The following is a 19,843-nucleotide window of genomic DNA, read 5'->3' as shown; positions in this document are numbered from 1 at the left end:
GTGAAAACAAAGAGATAGAGCATTTCCGTGATTCGGAGACAAACGGAAAGGCTCTAGTATACCTCGGCCCAGGAGATTGCCGAGGCCGGCCTCTCAACCGCCTGCCGGCAGCCTCGCATCTGACTGCGGCGAGCGACGGGCTAGAGGTCGCGCAAAGATGACCACGTTCCCGAGAAGCGTCAGCGCCAGGCCGATCAGGCCTAGGCCGGTCCAGTGGTAGCCCTCGAAGACCGTCGACAACGACAGGGCGACGATCGGGAACAGGACGGTGGCATAGGCAGCGCGTGAGGAGCCGATGCGGGACACCAGCATGAGGTAGGTGGTGAAGCCGATCACCGATCCGATTGCCGCGAGATAGAGCAGCGCGGCAAGATAGGTGATGTTGGGCGGCGCCACGATCGGCGTTTGCGTCACGGCAATCAGGAAGAGGAGGATGATCGTGCCATAGGTCATGCCCCAGGCATTGGCGGTCAGCGGTGAGATTCCGACCGCGCTGTTTCGACGCGATGCCATATTGCCCAGTGAGAAGAACAGCGTGCCAAGCGCTGCGAGCCCGATCCCTTTCAACGTGCCCATATCGAAATCGACGACAACGTCCGGTCCGAAAAGCAGGAGAAGGCCGGTTGCTCCGAGCGCGGCTGCGAGAAGCGTGCGGCCTGTAATGCGGTCGCCGAAGAAGAGGCGCGCATTGACGGCATTGTAGATCGTTGCGAGCGAGAAGATCACGGAGATTAGCCCGGACGGGATAGAGGCGGCGGCGTTGTAGAAACAGATGAAATTGAGGCTAAACAGGCAGAGCGCTTGCGCAAGGATGAAAGGTTGATCGCGCAAGGCAGGGAGCTTGAGCCGCCGCATGACCGCCAGGATGGCGACGAGGATCACTGCTGCGACCGCAAATCTGTAAAAGACTGAGACCAAGACCGACACGGGACCGACCTGCATCGCAATGGCGATCCAAGTCGTCCCCCATATGAGGACGGTCGCGATGAAAAGAGCGGCATTTGCCATGGAGTGATCCTCGTTTTCCCGACCAATAGGCGAACCGTGAGCAGGCCTCTTGCAGATTCTTGCTATGAAATCGATTTGCCCGGACTTCCGGCTCGCCATGCGCGTCGTCCGCCGGTATTGTTCGCGCGGCATGGTCAGGTGTGGGGAAGAATTGGTGAAATATAGTCACCCCTCGGTTTTCAGGTTTTTGTCCGCATCTCCCACTGCGCGGATGTCACAGTCCATCGATTTGGGGTTTGGGCGATCAGCTGCCATCTGGAGCAATGCGCACGACCGGATGAGCTATGAGCGGCCGAACGGTCATACGTTCAGCCTTTATCTCAGGGGTGGCGCCGGAACGCGTCGTCTGGATGGCAGCCCCGCCGTTCGCGGCCGTCCGGGAGTGCTGTGCATCATGCCACAGGAGCACTCGTCCGAATGGGAAATCACCGACTTCTCCCAATTCGTCCATCTGTATGTTCCCGACGACCAGATCCGCCGGATGTTTGCGGAGACGTTTGACCGCGATGCTCGGCTCATGGCTCTTCCCGAAGTGACCTTCGCAGATGCACCCGCCTTGGCGCGCACGCTTCGGCAGATGACGCAAGCGATCGTGGCGGGCAGTCATCTGCAGGCTGAAGAAGCCATGGCACAGACGATCAACGATTTCTTCGTTGATCCGCGTTTTGGAGGGATGCGTCCCTGCGCGATCAGCGGCGGGCTCGCTCCTCATGTGCGGCGCCGGAGTCTGGAGTATATCGAGGCCAATCTCGGTGAGACAATCCGCTTGCAGGATCTGGCGGCGATCGGGCAGCTCAGCGCCTTTCATTTTCAGCGGATGTTCCGGGCAAGCTATGGTGTGTCCCCACATGGCTGGGTGGCTCACCGGCGTGTCGAGCGCGCCAAATCGATGTTATCAGGCATGGACCCGATAGCGCAGATTGCTTCGGCCTGCGGCTTCAGCAGCCAGAGCCACATGACACGGGCATTCAAGTTGGGCACAGGCGCCACACCCTCTGCCTACCGGCAACGACAGTGAAGCCCCTTCGCTCGACCGCACTTGTCTTTTCCGCAACCAATCTGCGCTTCGACGTCCTGCAAAAGCCGCTCGGCTAAACCGAGGGCTCTTCGGCCTTGCAGACCTCACTTCACCGCGATGACGACCTTGCCCTTGACGCGGCCGGTTTCCACATAGTCCAGCGCCTCGTTGGTCTTCTCGAACGGGAAGGCCCGGTCGATGACGGGGCGGATGGCGCCTGCCTCGATCAGCGAGGTGATCTTGCCGAGTTGCGCGCCGTTTGCCGTCATGAAGAGGAAGGAATAGCCGATCCCCCGACGTTTCGATTTCCGCCGGATGCCGAAGCTCAAGAAGCGCATGACCTGCTGCAGCAGCCAGCCGAAGCCGTTTTCCCTGGCGAAATCGGGATCGGGCGGACCTGATATCGAGATCAGCTTGCCGCCGGGCTTCAGGACGGCGAGCGATTTCTCCAGCGTATCCTTGCCGAGGCTGTTCAGCACGACGTCATAGCCCTTCAGCACCTTTTCGAAGTTGTCCTTCTTGTAATCAACCACCACGTCGGCGCCGAGGCTTTTCACCAGATCGATATTTGCTGTGCTCGCCGTTGTCGCCACATGGGCGCCGAGATGTTTGGCAAGCTGGATCGCGATGGTGCCGACGCCGCCGGAGCCCGCATGGATCAGCACCCTCTGCCCCTTCTGCAGCTTGGCGCGCTCGACCAGCGCCTGCCATACGGTCAGCGCCACAAGCGGAATGGATGCGGCCTCTTCCATGCTGAGATTGGCGGGTTTCAGGGCGATATCGGCAGCGTCGATGGCGATATACTCGGCGAAGGTGCCGATGCGATCCTGGCCGGGGCGCGCATAGACCGCGTCGCCGGGTTTGAATTGCCGGACATTGGCGCCGACCCGGACCACGACACCAGCGACATCATTGCCGAGCACCAATGGAAGCCGGTAAGGCAGGATCAGCTTGAACTCTCCGTCCCGGATCTTGGCATCCAGCGGGTTCACGCTGGCGGCATGGATCTCGACCATGACGTCATTCTCGCGCAGCTGCGGTTCAGGGCTCTGGCCGAGCCTGAGGGCGCCGCCTTTCTTGTAGCGATCGATCAGGAATGCTTTCATGAGGGCGAACTTTCGTTTTGCGATGAGCCGACAATACGGCAAGCCAGCATCAATCGGGAAGTTTGTTGAATTTCCGCAGGCTCTTGTCGACGAAGGACTCGGGCAGGAAGCGGCGGATGAAACGCACCTGTCCTGCGGCCTTTCCGGCCGTGTAGCGTCGCTTGGGCGATGGCGCATTGGCAGCCCGGATGACAGTTGCGGCGACCACCTCGGGCGCATCGCCTTTTGAGACGATCTCGCGCATCAGCTTTTCCGCCTCGGCGCGCACCGCATCATAGACGGCAAGCGGCCGGTCGGGGCGCGTGATGTTCTCCTCGAAGGAGGTGCGGGTGACACCCGGCTCGACGAGCACGACGCGGATGCCCTGTGTGCGCACTTCATGATCGAGGGATTCCGAATACCCTTCGATCGCGTGTTTGGTCGCTGCGTAGAGCGCGTTGAAGGGCGCCGGGATCAGCCCAAGGATCGAGCTCAGGTTGACGATCCGGCCGCTGCGCTGCCGCCGCATCACCGGCAGCACCGCATTGGTCATGCGCATCGTGCCGAAGACGTTGACGTCGAATACGGCTTTGGCCTGCGCCGTCGTCGATTCCTCGGCGCCGCCGAGCAGGCCGATCCCGGCATTGTTGACCAGAAGGTCGATCCGTCCCGTGCGTTTCAGAACCTCGTCGACGACGCTCTGCACGGATTGATCGTCGATGACGTCGCAGACCAGCATGGTGATGCCCTCGGCAGTGTCGGCCATCGGCTTTCGGCTGGTGCCGAACACCCGGTAACCGTCGCGCCGCAGCGCCTTCGCCGTCACCAGCCCGATGCCGGAGGAAGCCCCGGTGACCAGGGCAATGCCGCGTTCTTTCTTGCTCATTGACGTCTGCCTTCGTTTTTGTCGTGGAACATCCATGCGCATTCTGTTACTATCAAATCGATAGCAAGTCACTACTAAAAAGATATCGACATGAAGAATCTTTCCAAACAGCCCTGCCTGATCGCCCGCAGCCTGGCGCTCGTCGGCGATGCGTGGAGCATGCTGATCATGCGCGACGCCCATGCGGGGCTGACCCGCTTCGATGAATTTCGCAAAAGCCTCGGCATCGTCCCGACAATGCTGACGGGGCGGCTGTCGTCGCTGACGGAGGAAGGATTGCTGGAAAAGCGTCGCTATTCCGAGCGTCCGCCGCGCGACGAATATGTGCTGACGGAAGCCGGCCGCGACTTTCTGCCGGTGCTGTTCGCAATCGGCGCCTGGGGCCGCAAGCACCGCAGCGGCGGTGCAGTCACCCGCTTCTTCGACGCTGAGACCGGTACGGAGATCGATCCCGTCACCATCGACCGCGCGACCGGCGCTCCGATTGGAACACGTCCTATTCGTATCGCCGCCCCTGGATGTCAGCCCGCGGCAGATGAAGCGGCACCTGACAACGCCCTTTGAAAGCGATGTCAGTATCCCCCGCCATCACTGTCTCCGGCGATGGCAAGGGTGATCGTCAAATCAAAACCCGCGGTCCCAACCTGAGTGCTACGACTGCTGCAGCCCGTAGAGCAGTGGCATCAGTCCTGCGAGCGCCCTGAAACGCTCCCACGACTTTGACGAAGGCTTCGTCCAGCCTGTTTCGGCAAGTGCGGAAAGGCGGGGGAAGACGAGGCGGTCGAAAACGGCGCGATCCGTCATCGGCTCGGACCAGATGCAGGCCTGGATGCCGAGGAGTTTCTGTTTCTGGCTCGCCGTCCAGCCGCCGATGGGGTCGAAATTGTAGAGCTTCTCGGCATCCGAGGTGCCTGCCCAGCTGGCGCCGGGCTCATCCCAGTCAGGCCGGAGCGCCATGTCGAGGTAGTAGACCTGTCCGGGGCAGACGACGATTTCGTAGCCGCGTTCGGCAAGTTCGGCCGAGACCTCGACATTGCGCCAGCTGCAGAGATAGCTCTTCGATTTGTCGATGACATCGCCATGGGCCGCCTCTTCCCAGCCGCCGGTGATGCAGCCCTTGCTCGCAAGGAAGCGCTGGACACGGTTCAGGAACTCCGCCTGCAGGATGGCGGCACCCGAGCCGTGGATGTCATCGGCACCATGGGTATTGGTCACAACGTTCAGCCGCTTGGCATGCGCATCGGCAACCTCGTCGCCCGCCACCGTGCGCAGGCGCTCGAGCGCTTCCGGCGAGCCGGACCATGCGCCAAGCGGAACTTCGTCGGCGCCGAGATGGATGGTCTTGAACGGAAAGAGCTCGATGAGTTCCAAGAGGATCGTCTCGATGATCTCATAGGTCTTCTCGCGGGCCGGATTGATGCAATTATCGGGAAAGCCCTGAACCGAATAATAGCTGCCGACCTCAGCCGGATCGCGCAGCTCCGGTATCGCCTGCAGCATGGCGTAGCAATGGCCGGGGACATCGATCTCCGGCACGATCTCCACGCCGAAGCTCTTGGCATGGGCGACGATCTCGCGGATGGCAGCCTTGGTGTAATAGCCGCCGGTGCGGGCCGGGCTCGAACCGAGCAGCGGCGGAACGGCCAGACCGTGGCCGCGCCAGGCACCGACCGCGGTCAAATCAGGATAGGCGTCGATCTCGACGCGCCATGCTTCGTCGTCGGAAAGGTGCCAGTGGAAGCGGTTGAGCTTGTTCCAGGCAAGCACCGCCACCAGCTTCTTGACCTCGGCCGCACCGTAGAACTGGCGGGCGACATCGAGGTGCAGGCCGCGCCAGCCCATCGACGGCTCATCAATGATCTCGCCGGATGCCGGAAACTGGAAGACCTCGGGATGCAGTCTGGCACCGCGCCAGATCTGGCCGAGTGTGACGAGGCCGTAGAGGAAGCCGGTCTGGCTGCTTGCCTCGATCGCGATCGTCTCACCCTCGAAGCTCAGCCGATAGGCCTCCTGCCCGAAGCCGGCGGCATCCTTCAGGGCAACCGGAACCGCGCCTTCCGTCTCGCTCCGCACGATGCCTTCGACGGCGAAGAGATGCTCGACCAGCGCTGCGAAGCCGCGGGCTGCCGCCTCCCCTGCAGCGTTTTGCGCCTGCGGCGCAAAACCGGCCGGCAGCGGCCGGCGCGATGCCACCGTCACATGGTTCGGCCAGGGGATGATCGACACCTGAACAGGCGCATTGACGGGAACCGGATAGATCTCGGCGCCACGCTTCAAGGGCGCGTTGCTGACCGAAGATCGCGTCGGCTCTATGGTGAGCACGATCGTGCTGCCATCGGCCAGAGCGAGATAGCCGCTCGTCGCGCCGTCCGTCCAGTGGCGGAACTGCCAGCTCAGCGCATAGACTGAAATCGTCCACGTCTCGCCGGCGCCGAGAACGAAATTGGCCGGCGGCTGGAATTCGGTGAAATTCGAGAGCCGCTGCGAAACCGTGGCGCCTTCGACACGACCGGCCGGATCGACACGGCCCGGGCCGCTCACGCAGAGGGAGAAATTCGAAAGCGGCTCGGTGCCGAGGTTTTTGAGGCGCAGGACGTAGGAAAACTCCTTACCATCAGCAGGCGGATTCCAAAGGGTTTCAAGCCGCAGGGCTTTCGGTCGTGATGTGGACATGGTCACTCTTTCCTTTTGAAGATCTGGCCTTTTTGACGATCGGGCCTTTGAAAATCAGCTCTTGAGCATCCCGGCGTAAATGCCGGGAGCGGAATTGGGGATCGGCATTGCCTCGACCGCCTTTTCGTAAAAGGCAGAAGGGCCGACGTCGCCGATGATTGCATAGGCATAGCCCATCGCTTTCAGGTCGTTCAGGCTGGCAAAAAGCAATGCCCGGCCGATGCCGAGCCCGCGAAGGTCTTCGTCGACGCCGGTCGGTCCGAAGAAGCCGCGCGCCGTTGCTTCATGGCAGGAAAAACCGACGAGCTTCTGCTCGCGGGTGGCGATGAAGCAGGTCGGCGGCTGGCGGGTCATCGCGACGGATGCCTCGCTCGCCCATCCCTGACCGAATTGTTCCGCGATCCAGCCAGTGATCAGCCGGAATTCCGGCGGCAGAGCCCGGCGGATCGTCACACCCTCGCGCGCCATTCGTTCGGGCGACTGCGTGTCTGGCGACAGGGTGGAGAGGTTGACGAGATAGTCCACTTTGCCATCCTTCAGCTGGAAACGCCGAGTGCGCGTATGAAATGGTTGGAGCCAACCTGCTCGATGACAGTCGATTCAGGACGGCTGAGCGAGCGTACCTTTTCCGCCTGCTCAAGGAAACGCGCGCTTCCGCCGGTCACGAACGGCCGGCTGCCGTCCGGAACGGCTGACAGCAGCAACCTTGTATAGGGATGGCGTGGATCGGACAGAACCATATCGGTGTCGCCCCATTCGACCATCTGGCCGGCGAACATGACGACGATCTCCTCGGCCACATGTGCGGCCGTCGCGATGTCGTGGGTGATATAGAGCATGGCCAGGTCATTTTCCCGTTTCACCGTCGCGAGCAGATCGAGAATGTCCTTGCGGATAGAGACATCGAGCATCGAGGTCGGCTCATCGGCGACCAGCACGCTCGGCGCGACGGCAAGGGCGCGCGCGATATTCACCCGCTGCCGCTGGCCCCCCGAGAGCTCATGCGGGAATTTCTGCCTGGTCAAATCAGGTTCCAGCCCGACGCTTGTCAGCAGGCGGCCGATCTCTTCGGCAAGATCTGCCCTGGAGCCGCTCTGCCGGTGCAATTGCAGCGGCCGCGCCAGATGATGGCTGACCGTAAAGGCCGGGTTGAGCGATGAGAACGGATCCTGGAAGACCATCTGCACCTCTCTGCGGTACTGATGCTCATCCTTCGCCTCGCCGCGGGCGGTCAGATCCTGCCCGCGGAAAAACAGCCTGCCGCCCGTCGGTTTGTCCAAGCGTGCGATGATGCGGGCGCAAGTCGTCTTGCCGCAGCCGGATTCGCCGACCAGCGCCAAGGCCCGACCGGGAAAGAGCGAGAAGGACACACCTTTCAACGCCTGTACCGGGCCGAAATTACGTTTGAGATCTTCGAGCCGGATCACGGCTTCAGCCACCACAGGATTTGCCTCCGCCTTCATGCCAAGACTCCCGATAGATGCGGATTGCCTGGAAGCTGCGGAATGGCATTCCAAAGCTTGCGGGTATAATCGTGCAGCGGCGCCTGGGCGACCTGGCGCACGTCTCCCACTTCGACGAGTTCGCCCTTCAGCATGACGCCGATGCGCTGGCAGAGCTGCGCCATCAGATGCAGGTCATGGGTGATGAAGAGCACCGAGAAACCATAGGTCCGCTGCAGATCGAGGACCTGCTCGAGGATCTCCCGCTGCACGACCACGTCGAGAGCCGTTGTCGGCTCGTCCATGATGATAAGCTCGGGCCTCAGCGCCAGGCAGATGGCGATGACGATGCGCTGACGCATGCCGCCGGAGAACTGGTGCGGGTAATCGCCGATGCGATGCGTGGGGATACCGACGAGACGGAACATCTCCTCAGCCCGAGCCCTTGATTCCTCATGCGAGCAACCGGTGTGCCGGCGCAGAACGTCATGGAACTGCGCCTCGACCCGCATCAGCGGATTGAGCGAATTCATCGCGCTCTGAAAGACCATGCCGATGCGCTTCCAGCGGATTCTCTGCAACTCGCGTTCCGGCAGCCTCAGGAGATCCTGTCCATCGAGCCTTATGCTGCCGCCGCTGATCCAGGCAGGCGCCTTGGAAAGACGGGTGATGGCATAGGCGATCGTGCTCTTGCCGCAACCGGATTCACCGGCGAGCCCGAAGATCTCGCCGCGGCCGATATTGAAGGAGACCTCCTTCACGGCGCGGAATTCTCCCTTGTCGACGAGGTAGTCGACATTGAGCTTTTCGATTTCCAGAAGATTGTCGCTCATCGGCCAAGCTCCAGTTCCCTGTTGCGGGCGCGCGTGAGGCGGAACCAGCGCGTCAGCGCCGGGCCGGAGCGGAGCTGCGGATTGGCGATCTCGTCGAAGGTGAAATTCAAAAGAGCAAGGCCTAGCCCCGTCAGCGCGATGCCGAGTGCCGGCACCCCGATGTCCCACCATGCGCCGACCATGATCGCCGAGGAATTCTGGGCATTGTAGAGCATCGTACCCCAGGAGACTTTCAGCGGATCGCCGAAGCCCAGATATTCGAGCGTCGTCTGGGCAACGATGGCGTAGATGATGCTGCCGACGAGGTTGATGCCGATCAGCGTCGTCAGGTTCGGCAGGATTTCCACGAAGATGATGCGCCAGGCCGGCTCTCCGATCATCTTGGAGGCCGTGACGAAGTCACGATTGCGAAGCGCCATTGTCTGCGAGCGTGTCATTCGAGCACCCCAGGGCCAGGAGGTCAGCGCGATAATCGCCATGATCGTCATCGGCCCAACCGTGCCGGCGAAGGAGGCGAGCAGGATCAGAAGCGGCATATTCGGCACGACAAGCACGGCATTGGTCGCAAGATCGAGCACCGCATCGGTCCTGCCGCCGGCATAACCGGCGATGAGGCCGATGGCCGTGCCGAGAACGGTGATGGCAATGCCCGTGGCAAAACCGACGGAGAGAGAGCTGCGGGCGCCCCAGACGAACTGGCGATAGACATCCCGCCCCATCTTCGTGGTGCCCATGACATGTTCGATCGACGGCGGCTGATGCGAGCGCCCGACACGCGCTCCGGGCTCGCCGGGCGCAACGATCGGCGCAAACAGCGCCATCAGCCACAGAGCCACAATGATGACGAGGCCGGCCAGCGCTTTCTTCTGCCTGAGGATAGGCCGCAGCGTAAAGCCCATCATACGGCCTCCCGCAATCTGGGATCGACGAGCCCGTAGATGAGGTCGACGAGGAAGTTGGCGCCCAGCGTCGCGAGCGTCATCAGCAGCAACTGCCCCTGGATGACAGGGTAATCGCGGGCGATGCTCGCAGTATAGAGCGTCAGTCCCAATCCCGGATAGTTGAAGACGATCTCGGTCACGATCGAGCCGCCGAAGACGGCGCCGAGCATCAGCGCTAGGTTGGTCAAAACGGGAAGCATGGCATTGCGTGCGCCGTAGCCGAACATGACGGTGAGGTGGCTGAGCCCCTTGGCTCGCGCCATGGTCACATAGTCCTCGCCGAGTACCGAGATCATCGACGAGCGCATCGTCGTCTGGAATTCGCCGATCAGGAACGGCGAAAGCGTCAGGACCGGCAGGATGGCATGGGCGAAGACGCTGCCAATGAAGGTGAAATCGAAGGCGGGATCGAGGTTCGGATCGTAGGCGTAGCCCACCGGAAACCAGCGCAGCGAGACCGCGAAGACAAAAAGCGTCGTCAGCGCCACGATGACAGGCGGCACCGAAATCATGATCACGGAGAGCGGCGAGACGATGGTGTCGAAGCGTCCGCCACGGCGCCACGCCGAGATCGCGCCGAGCACGACACCAACGCAGAGCGAAAAGATGATCGCGGTGGTGACAAGGAAGACCGTCCAGAGCGTCGAACGGCCAAGAACCTGGACGACGGTCTGGGGGTAATATTTGACCGAGACGCCGAGATCGAGGGTCGCCAACCCCTTCACGTAATCGACGAACTGCCAGAGCATCGGCTGGTCGACCGCGCCGAAACGCGCCTTGATCGCCTCGACGGCGGCAGGTGTTGCCCGCGGGCCGAGCTGGGCGACCATGGCATCGACAGGACTCCCCGGCATCAGCCGGGGAAGAATGAAGTTCATGACGATGGCGAACGCCAGGGCGACTGCATAGACGCCGAGGCGCCGGCTCGAAACGCGCATTTCCGCTCCCTCGCGAGGCTTATTGGACCGGCTTGAGGCGCAGCAGATGCATCAGGCGCATGCGGTTGTTGTCATGATCCTCCGGATTCATGACGGGATCCTTGTCGGTGACCCAGCCGGTGAAGCGCTTGCTGGAGAACTGATACCAGGTCGGCCCGTTGAATACCGGCACGACAGGAAAGTCATCGGCGATCAGCAGCTGGATGTCGTTGAAGATCTTCTTGTGATCGTCCTCTGACGTCGCCTTCAGATACTGATCGAAAAGCGCGTCCAGCTTCGGGTTCGAATAGCGCGAGGGGGCGCCGGTGATGCGCCCGCCATAAGCGGTCGACAGGCTCTGGTAATAACCGCGGAACGGTGTTGCGCCGTCGGCGCGGGAGTTCATGACGACCTCGAAGCTGCCGTCGATGATCTGCTTGCGCCATTGTTCATATTCCGGGGTGGCAACCGACGCGTTGATGCCGGCAGCACGCAGTCCTTCGACCGCGATCTGGACCGCATCGATCCAGTCCGTCCAGCCGTTCGGGACGATGATCGGGAAGGTGATCGGCTTGCCGCTCGGCGTGGTGCGGAAGCCGTCAGCACCCTTCTTGTAGCCGGCATCGTCGAGAATCTTGTTGGCCTTCTCGGTATCGAAGCCCATGAAGGCGTCCTTGTCGCCTTCGGCGCCCTTGTTGCGCCAGGTCTCGAAGCGCGGCGGCAGGCCGGTCGCATGCTCGTTGACGACAGGATAGCCGAAGCCGGCAATATCGACCATCGACGCGCGGTCCATGGCGAGGCTGAAGGCATGGCGGAAGTTCAGGTCCTTGTAGGCCTCAAGGTTGCCCTCATTGCCGCTCTTGAAGTTCATCTGGAAGGCGACGGTCTCGGCTGGCGGCTGCCAGTAGCCGTTATGGTCGGGATCGAGCGCCACGAAGGTCTTGTCGATCTGCGGAATGAAGGAGCCGATCCAGTCCATATTGCCTTCCGGCAGGATGGCAAGCATCTGGTCGTTGCCCGAAATCTGCGGCAGTCTGAGGCAATCAACATGCAGCGAGGCGGCATCCCAGTAGTTCGGGTTGCGGCATTGCTCGTAGACCTGCGGCGTGAAACGGCGCAGCTCCGTCATCGGACCTGAGCCGACCGGCTTCTCGTTCTTGAAGGCGACCGGATCGGAAACGTCCTTCCAGATATGCTCGGGAACGACGGCGAGGTCGGCAAGCGTTTCTGGGAAATCGGAATTCACGGCCTTGAGATCGATCCTGACCTCGGTCGCCGACGGCGCCTCGACTGAGGCAACGGTCTCGCCGACGCCGACGGTATCGAGCGCGGCGTTCTTCAGCATGAGATCGATAGTGTATTTTACGTCGGCCGAGGTCAGCGGCTGCCCGTCGGACCATTTCACACCGGGCCGCAGCGTATAGGTGACGGATTTCATATCCTCGGAGAATTTATAGTCGGTCGCCAGGCGAAACACCGGCTTGCCGCCATCCTCGGCATTGAAGATGACCAGGGGCTCGTAGATGAAATCCATCGTGCTCTGTCGGCGGCCGGCAAGGTCGAACGGATTGAAGTTCTGAACCCAGCTGCTCTGCTCCTCGATATGCATCGTCAGCACCGACTCTGCGGTTGCACCACCCGCCCCAAAAACGACGAGCGCCGTCAGAGCGGTTGCCGCCGCAAAGCCGGCACGCATGGAATTGTTGCCGATTGCACTCTTGCTCAATCTCATTCCATCGTTCCCCTTGTTGTTTTTTTGAAGTCAATCAAATTGATTTAATATTGATAGTCAGTTTCCTGCCGACACGTCAATTGCCGATCTCAAACTTTTTGCAACGGTCTCCGGGCCGGTTCCCTGCATTGTTTTGTAAGGATAATTCCGGCGTTAATAATTAATGTACCTTTAAGTACCATAATTGTTTTCAACGATGGCGAATCGACCTGATCGAACATTGGTCGATAAGCATGAGGCTGCTCGCCACGGCCGGGATGTTCCCCGGGATGCAACACATTCAACTTCTAAGAGCGGGTCGAATTTCCCATGACGAGCATCAATACGAACAATTCAGCGATGTCTGCCCTTCAGACGCTGCGCAGCATCAACTCCAGCCTCGAAACGACACAGAACAGTGTTTCCACCGGCTATCGGGTCGACACCGCATCCGACAATGCCGCCTACTGGTCGATCGCAACCACGATGCGGTCCGACAACAAGGCGCTCTCGGCCGTGTCCGACGCGCTTGGCCTCGGCGCAGCAAAGGTCGATACTGCCTATATGGCCATGGACAATGCGATCGACGTTGTCGACGAGATCAAATCCAAGCTTGTCGCAGCAACCGAGGACGGTGTCGACAAGTCCAAGGTCCAGGAAGAAATCAGTCAGCTTCAGGAACAGCTGCTGAGCATTGCCCAGTCGGCGTCGTTCTCGGGTGAAAACTGGGTCGCGGGCGCGGATGGTACGAAAAGTGTCGTATCGTCCTTCGTTCGCGACGGCTCCGGCGCCGTTTCCGTTAAAATGACGGAATATGCTCTGGATACCAGCTCCACGGGCAATGTGCTGTTCGGCATGAGCAGCGGGACGATCGATACCGCGTCCGGCATCCTCGGAACGGTGGACGCAAACGGCGATTCCGTCTATTCGCTTGATATCACCGACTTCACCACCGGTCAGATCCAGTCGGCGCTGTCGACCATCGAATCCGCACTGTCGGCAATGACCTCTGCCGGTGCGCAGTTGGGTTCGATCTCGACGCGCATCGATCTGCAGGAAGACTTCGTCGGTGCGCTTTCCGATTCGATCGACTCGGGTGTGGGCCGGCTGGTCGATGCCGACATGGAGGAGGAGTCGAGCAAACTCTCTGCCTTGCAAACACAACAGCAGCTTGCGATCCAGTCGCTATCGATCGCGAATTCGTCGTCGCAGAATATCCTGTCGCTCTTCCGCAGCTAAACGCCGGATATATAGGACGCTCGGAGCAAATCCGTTGATCACACGATCGAGCCTGGCCCACCGGGTCGGGCTCGATCGCGTTCAACTCACTCGTGCAAATTTGTGCCGGCGGGTCCCTATCCCTCCTGTCCTCATCCGAACTATGGTGTCGCGATCGGCGAAATCGCGGTTCACTTCCGAGCCATGCTGTCCGTCGTCTCGATCGCAACCACGATTGGCCTTAGTCTTCGCACCCGAGGCGAAGAATGCAGCGCGCGGGATCATCGCATGTCGGAACGACTTGAATCTGCCCGTCCTGACGAAACGCCCGCCATCGTCTGGCTCGGCTTCATGGCGATGTGCGTCGGCATGTTCATGGCGATCCTCGACGTCCAGGTGGTGGCTACATCGCTGCCGACCATCCAGTCGGCGCTGGGCATCGATCCGGACCAGATGAGCTGGATACAGACGGCCTATCTCATCGCCGAAGTGGTGGCGATCCCGCTCACCGGCTTCTTGACCCGGCTGCTGACGATGCGATGGCTGTTCGTTACCGCCATCAGCCTGTTCGTCGCAGCCTCCGCCGGCTGTGCTGCGAGCGGCAGCTTCGGCGAGTTGGTCGCTTGGCGGGTGCTTCAGGGTTTTTCCGGCGGAACGCTGATCCCCTCGGTATTTTCAGCCGTGTTCATTCTCTTTCCGAACGAGCGGCAGGCGCTTGCGACGACGATCGCCGGCGTGCTGGCGGTGCTGGCGCCGACCGTCGGACCGATCGTCGGCGGATGGCTGACGCAGACCTATTCCTGGCACTGGCTGTTCCTGATTAACATCATCCCCGGTATCGTCTCGGCAATCCTGGCAGCACGGTCCTTGCCGCGGCAGGCGACCGATCCGTCCGAACTCAGGCATCTCGACGGACTGTCGCTCCTGCTGATGGCAACCGCGCTGACGAGCCTGGAGCTCAGCCTGAAAGAGGCGCCGACGAGCGGCTGGATCTCGGCCTATGTGCTCAGCCTGCTAACCGTCTGCCTTGCATCGGGAGGCGTCTTCGTCTGGCGAACGCTGCGCCGAGACAGGCCGATCGTCGATCTCGGCAATTTCGGCGATCGGAACTTTCTCGTTGGATCGGTTCTGAGCTTCGTGCTGGGCATCGGCCTTTTCGGTTCGGTCTATCTCATGCCGGTCTTCCTCGCTTTCATCAGAGGACACGACGCGCTTGAGATCGGGATGACGATGCTGGTCACCGGCATCGCGCAGTTGGTGACGGCGCCGATCGCGGTCGCGCTGGAGAAGCGCATGGATGCGCGGCTGCTGTCGGCGGCCGGTTTCGCGCTCTTTGCGATCGGCGTCGGGATGAGCGCGTTTCAGGATCCTCGCACGGATTACGACGCGATGTTCTGGCCGCAGGTCGTGCGCGGCGTCGCCATCATGTTCTGCCTGCTGCCGCCGACGCGGCTGGCGCTCGGCACACTTCCGCCAGATCGCATTCCCGATGCCAGTGGACTTTTCAACCTGATGCGCAATCTCGGCGGGGCGATCGGCATCGCGCTGATCGACACCATCATCTACACGCGCTCGGAACCGCTGGGACAAGCCCTCTGGACCCGCCTTCAAGCCGGCGACATCGAGGCAGCGACATTCGTCGGCGCGCCTCTCCAGACCATATCGGGACATAGCGGCAGTTTTGATGCGGATACCACGGCGCTGCTCGATCCGCTGGTCCAGACCGCGGCAAGCGTTCAGGCGATCAACGAAGCCTGGATGGTCATCGCCGTCCTGACCGGCTGCGCCCTGCTCTCGGTGCCCTTCGCCAGGCGGCCGGCCTCAACGTGAAAACCGTGGTGATAAGTTGCCGATCTTCCGGTCGCCGGTAAGATTTCTCTCAATCATTTTGCGTCATCCTCCAGTTCCCCTCTGAAGCCAATCGACGAGATCTCAATGGCCCCGGACCTTACGCGCAGTTTTCAAATGCCCCGACGCGAAGAGCTTGGCCTCTTCACGATCAGCAATGGGTCCGGCCTGTCGATATCGGCCCTGCCGAACGGCACGCTGTTTGCCATCGAATATGCCGATGAAAGGGGTTCGGTGCAGATCAACCAGATCCAGGGTTCGCCGCTCACCGGCGGCGTCAGTCGCCTTTATCTGCGCATCGGCGGTGCTGCGTCGGATGTCGTCGAGATTGTCGGGCCTCGCGCCAATGGCAGCTTCGGGCACGGTGCGACAAGCTTCTCCTGGAGCGGCAAGAGCGGCGATATCGGCTACACCGTCCGCCTCGAGCTTCATCCCTCCGAAACGGCCTGGTTCTGGCGTGCCTCCATCCGTCATCTGAAGGATGGGACGCTGCCGGTCGATCTGGTGCTGGTCCAGGACGTCGGTCTCGGCGATCGCGGCTTCCTGATGAACAGCGAAGCCTATGCCTCGCAATATGTCGATCACCATATCGCCGATCACGAGACTTTCGGCCCAGTGGTGATGAACCGCCAAAATCTCAAGCAGTCCGGTGCCCGCAACCCCTGGCTCGTGCAAGGCTGCCGTGATGGGGCGGCTGCCTATGCCACGGATGCGATCCAGCTGGTGCAGGCGAAAGACCGCCTCGACGACTTGCTGGTCGGCCCCTTCGGCACCAGCCTGCCGAGCAAACGGCGCCAACAGGAGACGGCATGTCCCGCCATCCAGTCAAAATCGCTCTCCGTCCCGGCAAGCGGTGTGACCGCGACCTTCTTTGCCGTGTTTGCCGCCGATCATCCCGAGGCGTCGAGCGATGCCGACCTTTCACGGCTTGACGAGCTCGCGGCGACCGACAGTGCAGCCGCCGATATTGCAGAGGCAGCGCCGGTCCGCAGCCTGCTACAGGATGCTGCCCTGCTGAAGGCCGAGGCGCTGGATAAAAAGGCGACCACCAAGCTCTATCCGGAGCGGAGCCTGGAAGAGCGTGTCGACGGAAAGCTTCTTTCGTTTTTCGTGTCGGACGGCGTTTTGAACCGCCATGTGGTCCTGCGTGACAAGGAGCTCATCGTGGCGCGCCGTCACGGCGCGATCGTCAGAAGCGGTGAGAATATGCTGCTCGATGATGCGACGCTTGCCGCGACCTGCTGGATGCAGGGCATTTTCGCCGCCCAGCTGACGATCGGCAATACGTCTTTTCACAAGCTCTTTTCCGTCTCCCGCGATCCCTACAATTTGACGCGCGCCAGCGGGCTGCGCATCATGGCGGATGTCGGCGCCGGCTGGCAGCTTCTGGCGGTGCCGTCGGCTTTCGAAATGGGGCTCAGCGATTGCCGCTGGATCTATCGCCTCCCCGAACGCACGATCATCGTGTCGGCGGTCGCCTCCGGCGAGGATGCGGCGATGCAGTGGACCGTCTCCGTCGAGGGCGAGCCATGCCGCTTCCTGGTGTTCGGCCATGTCGTGCTCGGCGAGCGCGAATATGATGCGGGCGGGCGGATCGAATTCGATACGGCAGGCAAACGCGTTCTTTTCCGGCCGGACCCAGCCTGGCTCTGGGGCGAGCGTTATCCCGATGCCGGCTACTGGCTGGTGAGTTCGACGCCCGATGCGATCGAGGAGATCGGCGGCGACGAACTGCTCTATAGCGACGGGGTTGCGCGCAACGGCGCCTTCGTCGCGCTCAGATCCCGGCCGACACAGGCGCTCTCCTTTGCCGTCGTCGGCTCGATGACTGATGCGGCGGAAGCCGAGCGCCTGGCGCAGCGTTATGAGGCGGGCGTCACCGATGAAGCCATGCTTGCGCCGGCATCAAAATTCTGGCGGAACGCCGTGCGCGGCATTACGATCGGCAGCACCTCGCCCGACCTTGCGGCGCAGACGACCCTGCTGCCCTGGCTTGCGCATGACGCGATCGTGCATCTGAGCGTACCGCACGGCCTCGAGCAATATACGGGTGCGGCCTGGGGCACACGCGACGCCTGCCAGGGCCCGATCGAATTCCTGCTTGCCTATGAGCATGACCGCGAAGCCAAGGAGGTGCTGAAAACCGTTTTCAGCGAACAATACCTGGAAAAAGGCGATTGGCCGCAATGGTTCATGCTGGAGCCCTATGCCAACATCCGGGCGGGCGATAGTCACGGCGACATCGTCGTCTGGCCGTTGAAGGCGCTCTGCGACTATATCGAAGCGACCGGCGATCTCGCCATCCTCGACGAGAAAGTCTCCTGGCGTGATGAAAAGACGATGGCCAGGGCGCCGGAGCCCGACACCATTGCGATCCATGTCGAGAAGCTGCTCGAGACCGTCCGCGAAGCTTTCATCCCGGGAACGCATCTGATCCGCTATGGCGAGGGAGACTGGAACGATTCCCTGCAGCCGGCCGATCCGCATCTGCGCGATTGGATGGTCAGCAGTTGGACCGTTGCCCTGCTCTATGAGCAGATCGTCCGTTATTCCGCGATCCTGCGCCGCCTCGGCCATGGCGACAAGGCCAAAGGCTTGCGGAAGATCGCAACGGCGATGCGCCGGGATTTCAACCGCCATCTCGTGCGCGATGGCGTCGTTGCTGGCTATGGCATCTTCGATCCCAGCCATGATGGCGTCGAATTGCTGCTGCACCCGAGCGACCGGCGCACCGGCTTGCATTACTCGCTGATCTCGATGACGCAGGCGATGCTCGGCCGCCTCTTCACGCCGGTTCAGCGACGCGATCATATGAAGCTGATCGAAGAGCATCTGCTCTTCCCCGACGGCGTGCGGTTGATGGAAAAGCCGGCGACCTATGCCGGCGGCCCCGAGACGCTGTTTCGCCGCGCCGAATCTTCCTCCTTCTTCGGCCGCGAGATCGGGCTGATGTATGTGCATGCGCATCTGCGCTACTGCGAGACGCTGGCGCTGGAGGCCGAGGCGAACGAACTCTGGAAGGCGATCGCCGTCGTCAATCCGATTTCAGTCACATCGGCACTGCCGCATGCGTCGCTGCGCCAACGCAATACCTATTTCAGTAGCAGCGATGCGGCTTTCCATGACCGCTATCAGGCGGCGGCCGAATGGCAGCGCGTCAAGGCGGGAGAGATCGCCGTCGACGGCGGATGGCGGATCTATTCGAGCGGCCCCGGCCTCTACACCAGGAGCTTCGTCGAAAATATCCTCGGCTTCAAACGGCGCTTCGGCCGGCGCAAACGCAAACCGCTTCTGCCTGCGATCCACGCCTCTGCCGATCTGCAAACCGACCATGCCGCCTGGCGGCGGCTGATGAAGCCGAAGCCTGAGGTGTGAAGCGGCCGGACGCCATTCACTGCGGGATTATGCGGTAGCGTCGCGCAGCTCTTCGAAGCGCGCGGCACTCTTCGACAGGTGGCTTCGGATAGCGCGGCGCGCGGCGGATTCGTCGCGGTCGCGGATCGCCGCGAATATCGCATGGTGTTCCCTGCGCATGCGCGCCGCATGGCGCTTGCGCTCGGCTGATGTCATCTTGTCCAAGCGCGCCCATTGCCGCGGCACCATGATGTTGCCGAACGTATCGAAGAGGCGGCCGTAATAGGAATTCTGCGTCGCGACCAGAATGGATCTGTGGAAGGCGTAATCCTCTTGCGCACCGTATCCGCCCTCTTCGAGCGCCTTGTCGAGGGCATCGAGACGGTCCTGCATGCGGTCGATGTCCTCCTGCGTGCGCCGCAGCGCGGCAAGACCGGCGGCTTCGTATTCGATCCCCATGCGCAGCTCCAGCACGCACAGAACCTCGTCGATCGACTGCAGGTCGTTCGGAATAATCGAGAAGGATCTCGGCGTCGGATCGTTCGAGACGAAAGCCCCAAGGCCTTGCCGCGTGGTGATCAACCCCTTTGCACGCAGGGCGGCGAGCGCTTCGCGAACGATCGTCCGGCTGACGCCGGTCGCCGTCATGATCGCCTGTTCGGTCGGCAGGCGCTGGCCGGGCTTCAGGTCGCCGGACTCGATTTGCGCCGTCAACATATCGGCAAGGTTGCTGCGCAGGTTCGGCGCCTGCTGAATGGTATTGAAGACCGCGTTGTCCTTATCTGCCATCCTGTTTCGAAATCCTGGTGTCGAGGCGGCTGCGCCGACCTCGTTTCCTGTTCGTATTCCGTATCCACGCCGATCCGGTGGGCAGCAGCCCTAGAACAGGATGATTTTAGGCCGGGTTGG

At 61.6% G+C, this 19,843-nt stretch carries 16 protein-coding genes; 5 read left to right on the top strand and 11 right to left on the bottom strand.

All coding sequences use genetic code 11. From position 1 onward, the window contains the following. Window positions 1–93: 93 nt before the first annotated feature. Entirely contained in the window at window positions 94–1,008 is a 915-nt protein-coding gene (locus tag ELH03_RS28950; RefSeq protein ID WP_128404437.1) for a DMT family transporter, read from the bottom strand. A gap of 154 nt (window positions 1,009–1,162) precedes the next feature. On the opposite strand from ELH03_RS28950, the gene ELH03_RS28945 reads away from it, so the two are divergent. Next, window positions 1,163–2,026 carry a helix-turn-helix domain-containing protein gene (locus ELH03_RS28945; RefSeq protein ID WP_497006781.1) on the top strand — a complete coding sequence of 288 codons (864 nt, stop codon included), beginning with the start codon at window positions 1,163–1,165 and terminating at the stop codon, window positions 2,024–2,026. 104 nt (window positions 2,027–2,130) lie between these two features. On the opposite strand, the gene ELH03_RS28940 is transcribed toward ELH03_RS28945, so the two are convergent. Both ELH03_RS28940 and ELH03_RS28935 read right to left on the bottom strand, forming a co-directional pair. Further along, window positions 2,131–3,132 (bottom strand): NADP-dependent oxidoreductase, encoded by a 1,002-nt coding sequence (locus tag ELH03_RS28940; protein ID WP_130767096.1) that lies wholly within the window; start codon window positions 3,130–3,132, stop codon window positions 2,131–2,133. A 49-nt stretch (window positions 3,133–3,181) separates the two neighbouring features. Further along, window positions 3,182–3,997 (bottom strand): oxidoreductase, encoded by an 816-nt coding sequence (locus ELH03_RS28935; protein WP_130767095.1) that lies wholly within the window; start codon window positions 3,995–3,997, stop codon window positions 3,182–3,184. Between the two features lie 90 nt (window positions 3,998–4,087). Here ELH03_RS28935 and ELH03_RS28930 point away from each other — a divergent pair, with 90 nt between their 5' ends. Further along, window positions 4,088–4,561 carry a winged helix-turn-helix transcriptional regulator gene (locus ELH03_RS28930; RefSeq protein ID WP_128404439.1) on the top strand — a complete coding sequence of 158 codons (474 nt, stop codon included), beginning with the start codon at window positions 4,088–4,090 and terminating at the stop codon, window positions 4,559–4,561. Between the two features lie 87 nt (window positions 4,562–4,648). Here the strand turns inward: ELH03_RS28930 and ELH03_RS28925 are convergent, their stop codons facing one another. The 7 genes from ELH03_RS28925 to ELH03_RS28895 are packed head-to-tail and all read right to left on the bottom strand — an operon-like array spanning window position 4,649 to window position 12,535. Further along, window positions 4,649–6,670 (bottom strand): beta-N-acetylhexosaminidase, encoded by a 2,022-nt coding sequence (locus ELH03_RS28925; protein ID WP_130767094.1) that lies wholly within the window; start codon window positions 6,668–6,670, stop codon window positions 4,649–4,651. A 54-nt stretch (window positions 6,671–6,724) separates the two neighbouring features. Further along, a complete protein-coding gene (locus ELH03_RS28920) occupies window positions 6,725–7,195 on the bottom strand; it encodes a GNAT family N-acetyltransferase (protein WP_128404441.1) in 471 nt (156 codons plus the stop codon). Between the two features lie 11 nt (window positions 7,196–7,206). Further along, window positions 7,207–8,133, bottom strand: coding sequence for an ABC transporter ATP-binding protein (locus ELH03_RS28915; protein WP_128404442.1), 927 nt, complete (start codon window positions 8,131–8,133; stop codon window positions 7,207–7,209). Beyond that, window positions 8,130–8,945, bottom strand: coding sequence for an ABC transporter ATP-binding protein (locus tag ELH03_RS28910; RefSeq protein WP_128404443.1), 816 nt, complete (start codon window positions 8,943–8,945; stop codon window positions 8,130–8,132). The genes ELH03_RS28915 and ELH03_RS28910 overlap by 4 nt, the downstream gene beginning before the upstream one ends. After that, a complete protein-coding gene (locus ELH03_RS28905) occupies window positions 8,942–9,844 on the bottom strand; it encodes an ABC transporter permease (RefSeq protein WP_128404444.1) in 903 nt (300 codons plus the stop codon). The genes ELH03_RS28910 and ELH03_RS28905 overlap by 4 nt, the downstream gene beginning before the upstream one ends. After that, window positions 9,844–10,824: an ABC transporter permease gene (locus tag ELH03_RS28900; RefSeq protein ID WP_128412392.1), complete on the bottom strand. Its 981-nt coding sequence runs from the start codon at window positions 10,822–10,824 to the stop codon at window positions 9,844–9,846. The genes ELH03_RS28905 and ELH03_RS28900 overlap by 1 nt, the downstream gene beginning before the upstream one ends. Before the next feature lie 19 nt (window positions 10,825–10,843). Continuing rightward, window positions 10,844–12,535 (bottom strand): ABC transporter substrate-binding protein, encoded by a 1,692-nt coding sequence (locus ELH03_RS28895; protein ID WP_128412391.1) that lies wholly within the window; start codon window positions 12,533–12,535, stop codon window positions 10,844–10,846. A 309-nt stretch (window positions 12,536–12,844) separates the two neighbouring features. Here ELH03_RS28895 and ELH03_RS28890 point away from each other — a divergent pair, with 309 nt between their 5' ends. From ELH03_RS28890 to ELH03_RS28880, 3 genes are all read left to right on the top strand, one after another. Then, window positions 12,845–13,753: a flagellin N-terminal helical domain-containing protein gene (locus ELH03_RS28890; RefSeq protein ID WP_130767093.1), complete on the top strand. Its 909-nt coding sequence runs from the start codon at window positions 12,845–12,847 to the stop codon at window positions 13,751–13,753. Between the two features lie 267 nt (window positions 13,754–14,020). Then, the gene (locus tag ELH03_RS28885; RefSeq protein WP_128404448.1) at window positions 14,021–15,562 is read left to right on the top strand and encodes a DHA2 family efflux MFS transporter permease subunit; all 1,542 of its coding nucleotides are present in this window, start codon (window positions 14,021–14,023) and stop codon (window positions 15,560–15,562) included. Between the two features lie 105 nt (window positions 15,563–15,667). Continuing rightward, on the top strand, window positions 15,668–18,955 hold the full coding sequence (locus tag ELH03_RS28880; RefSeq protein ID WP_130767091.1) for a GH36-type glycosyl hydrolase domain-containing protein: 3,288 nt from the start codon (window positions 15,668–15,670) through the stop codon (window positions 18,953–18,955). A 27-nt stretch (window positions 18,956–18,982) separates the two neighbouring features. Here ELH03_RS28880 and ELH03_RS28875 read toward each other — a convergent pair whose 3' ends face one another. Beyond that, window positions 18,983–19,723: a FadR/GntR family transcriptional regulator gene (locus ELH03_RS28875; RefSeq protein WP_128412387.1), complete on the bottom strand. Its 741-nt coding sequence runs from the start codon at window positions 19,721–19,723 to the stop codon at window positions 18,983–18,985. Window positions 19,724–19,843 lie beyond the last annotated feature (120 nt).

The sequence above is a fragment of the Rhizobium beringeri genome (assembly GCF_004306515.1).
Lineage (GTDB): Bacteria > Pseudomonadota > Alphaproteobacteria > Rhizobiales > Rhizobiaceae > Rhizobium > Rhizobium beringeri.
This window is presented reverse-complemented; position numbering and strand designations above follow the sequence as displayed.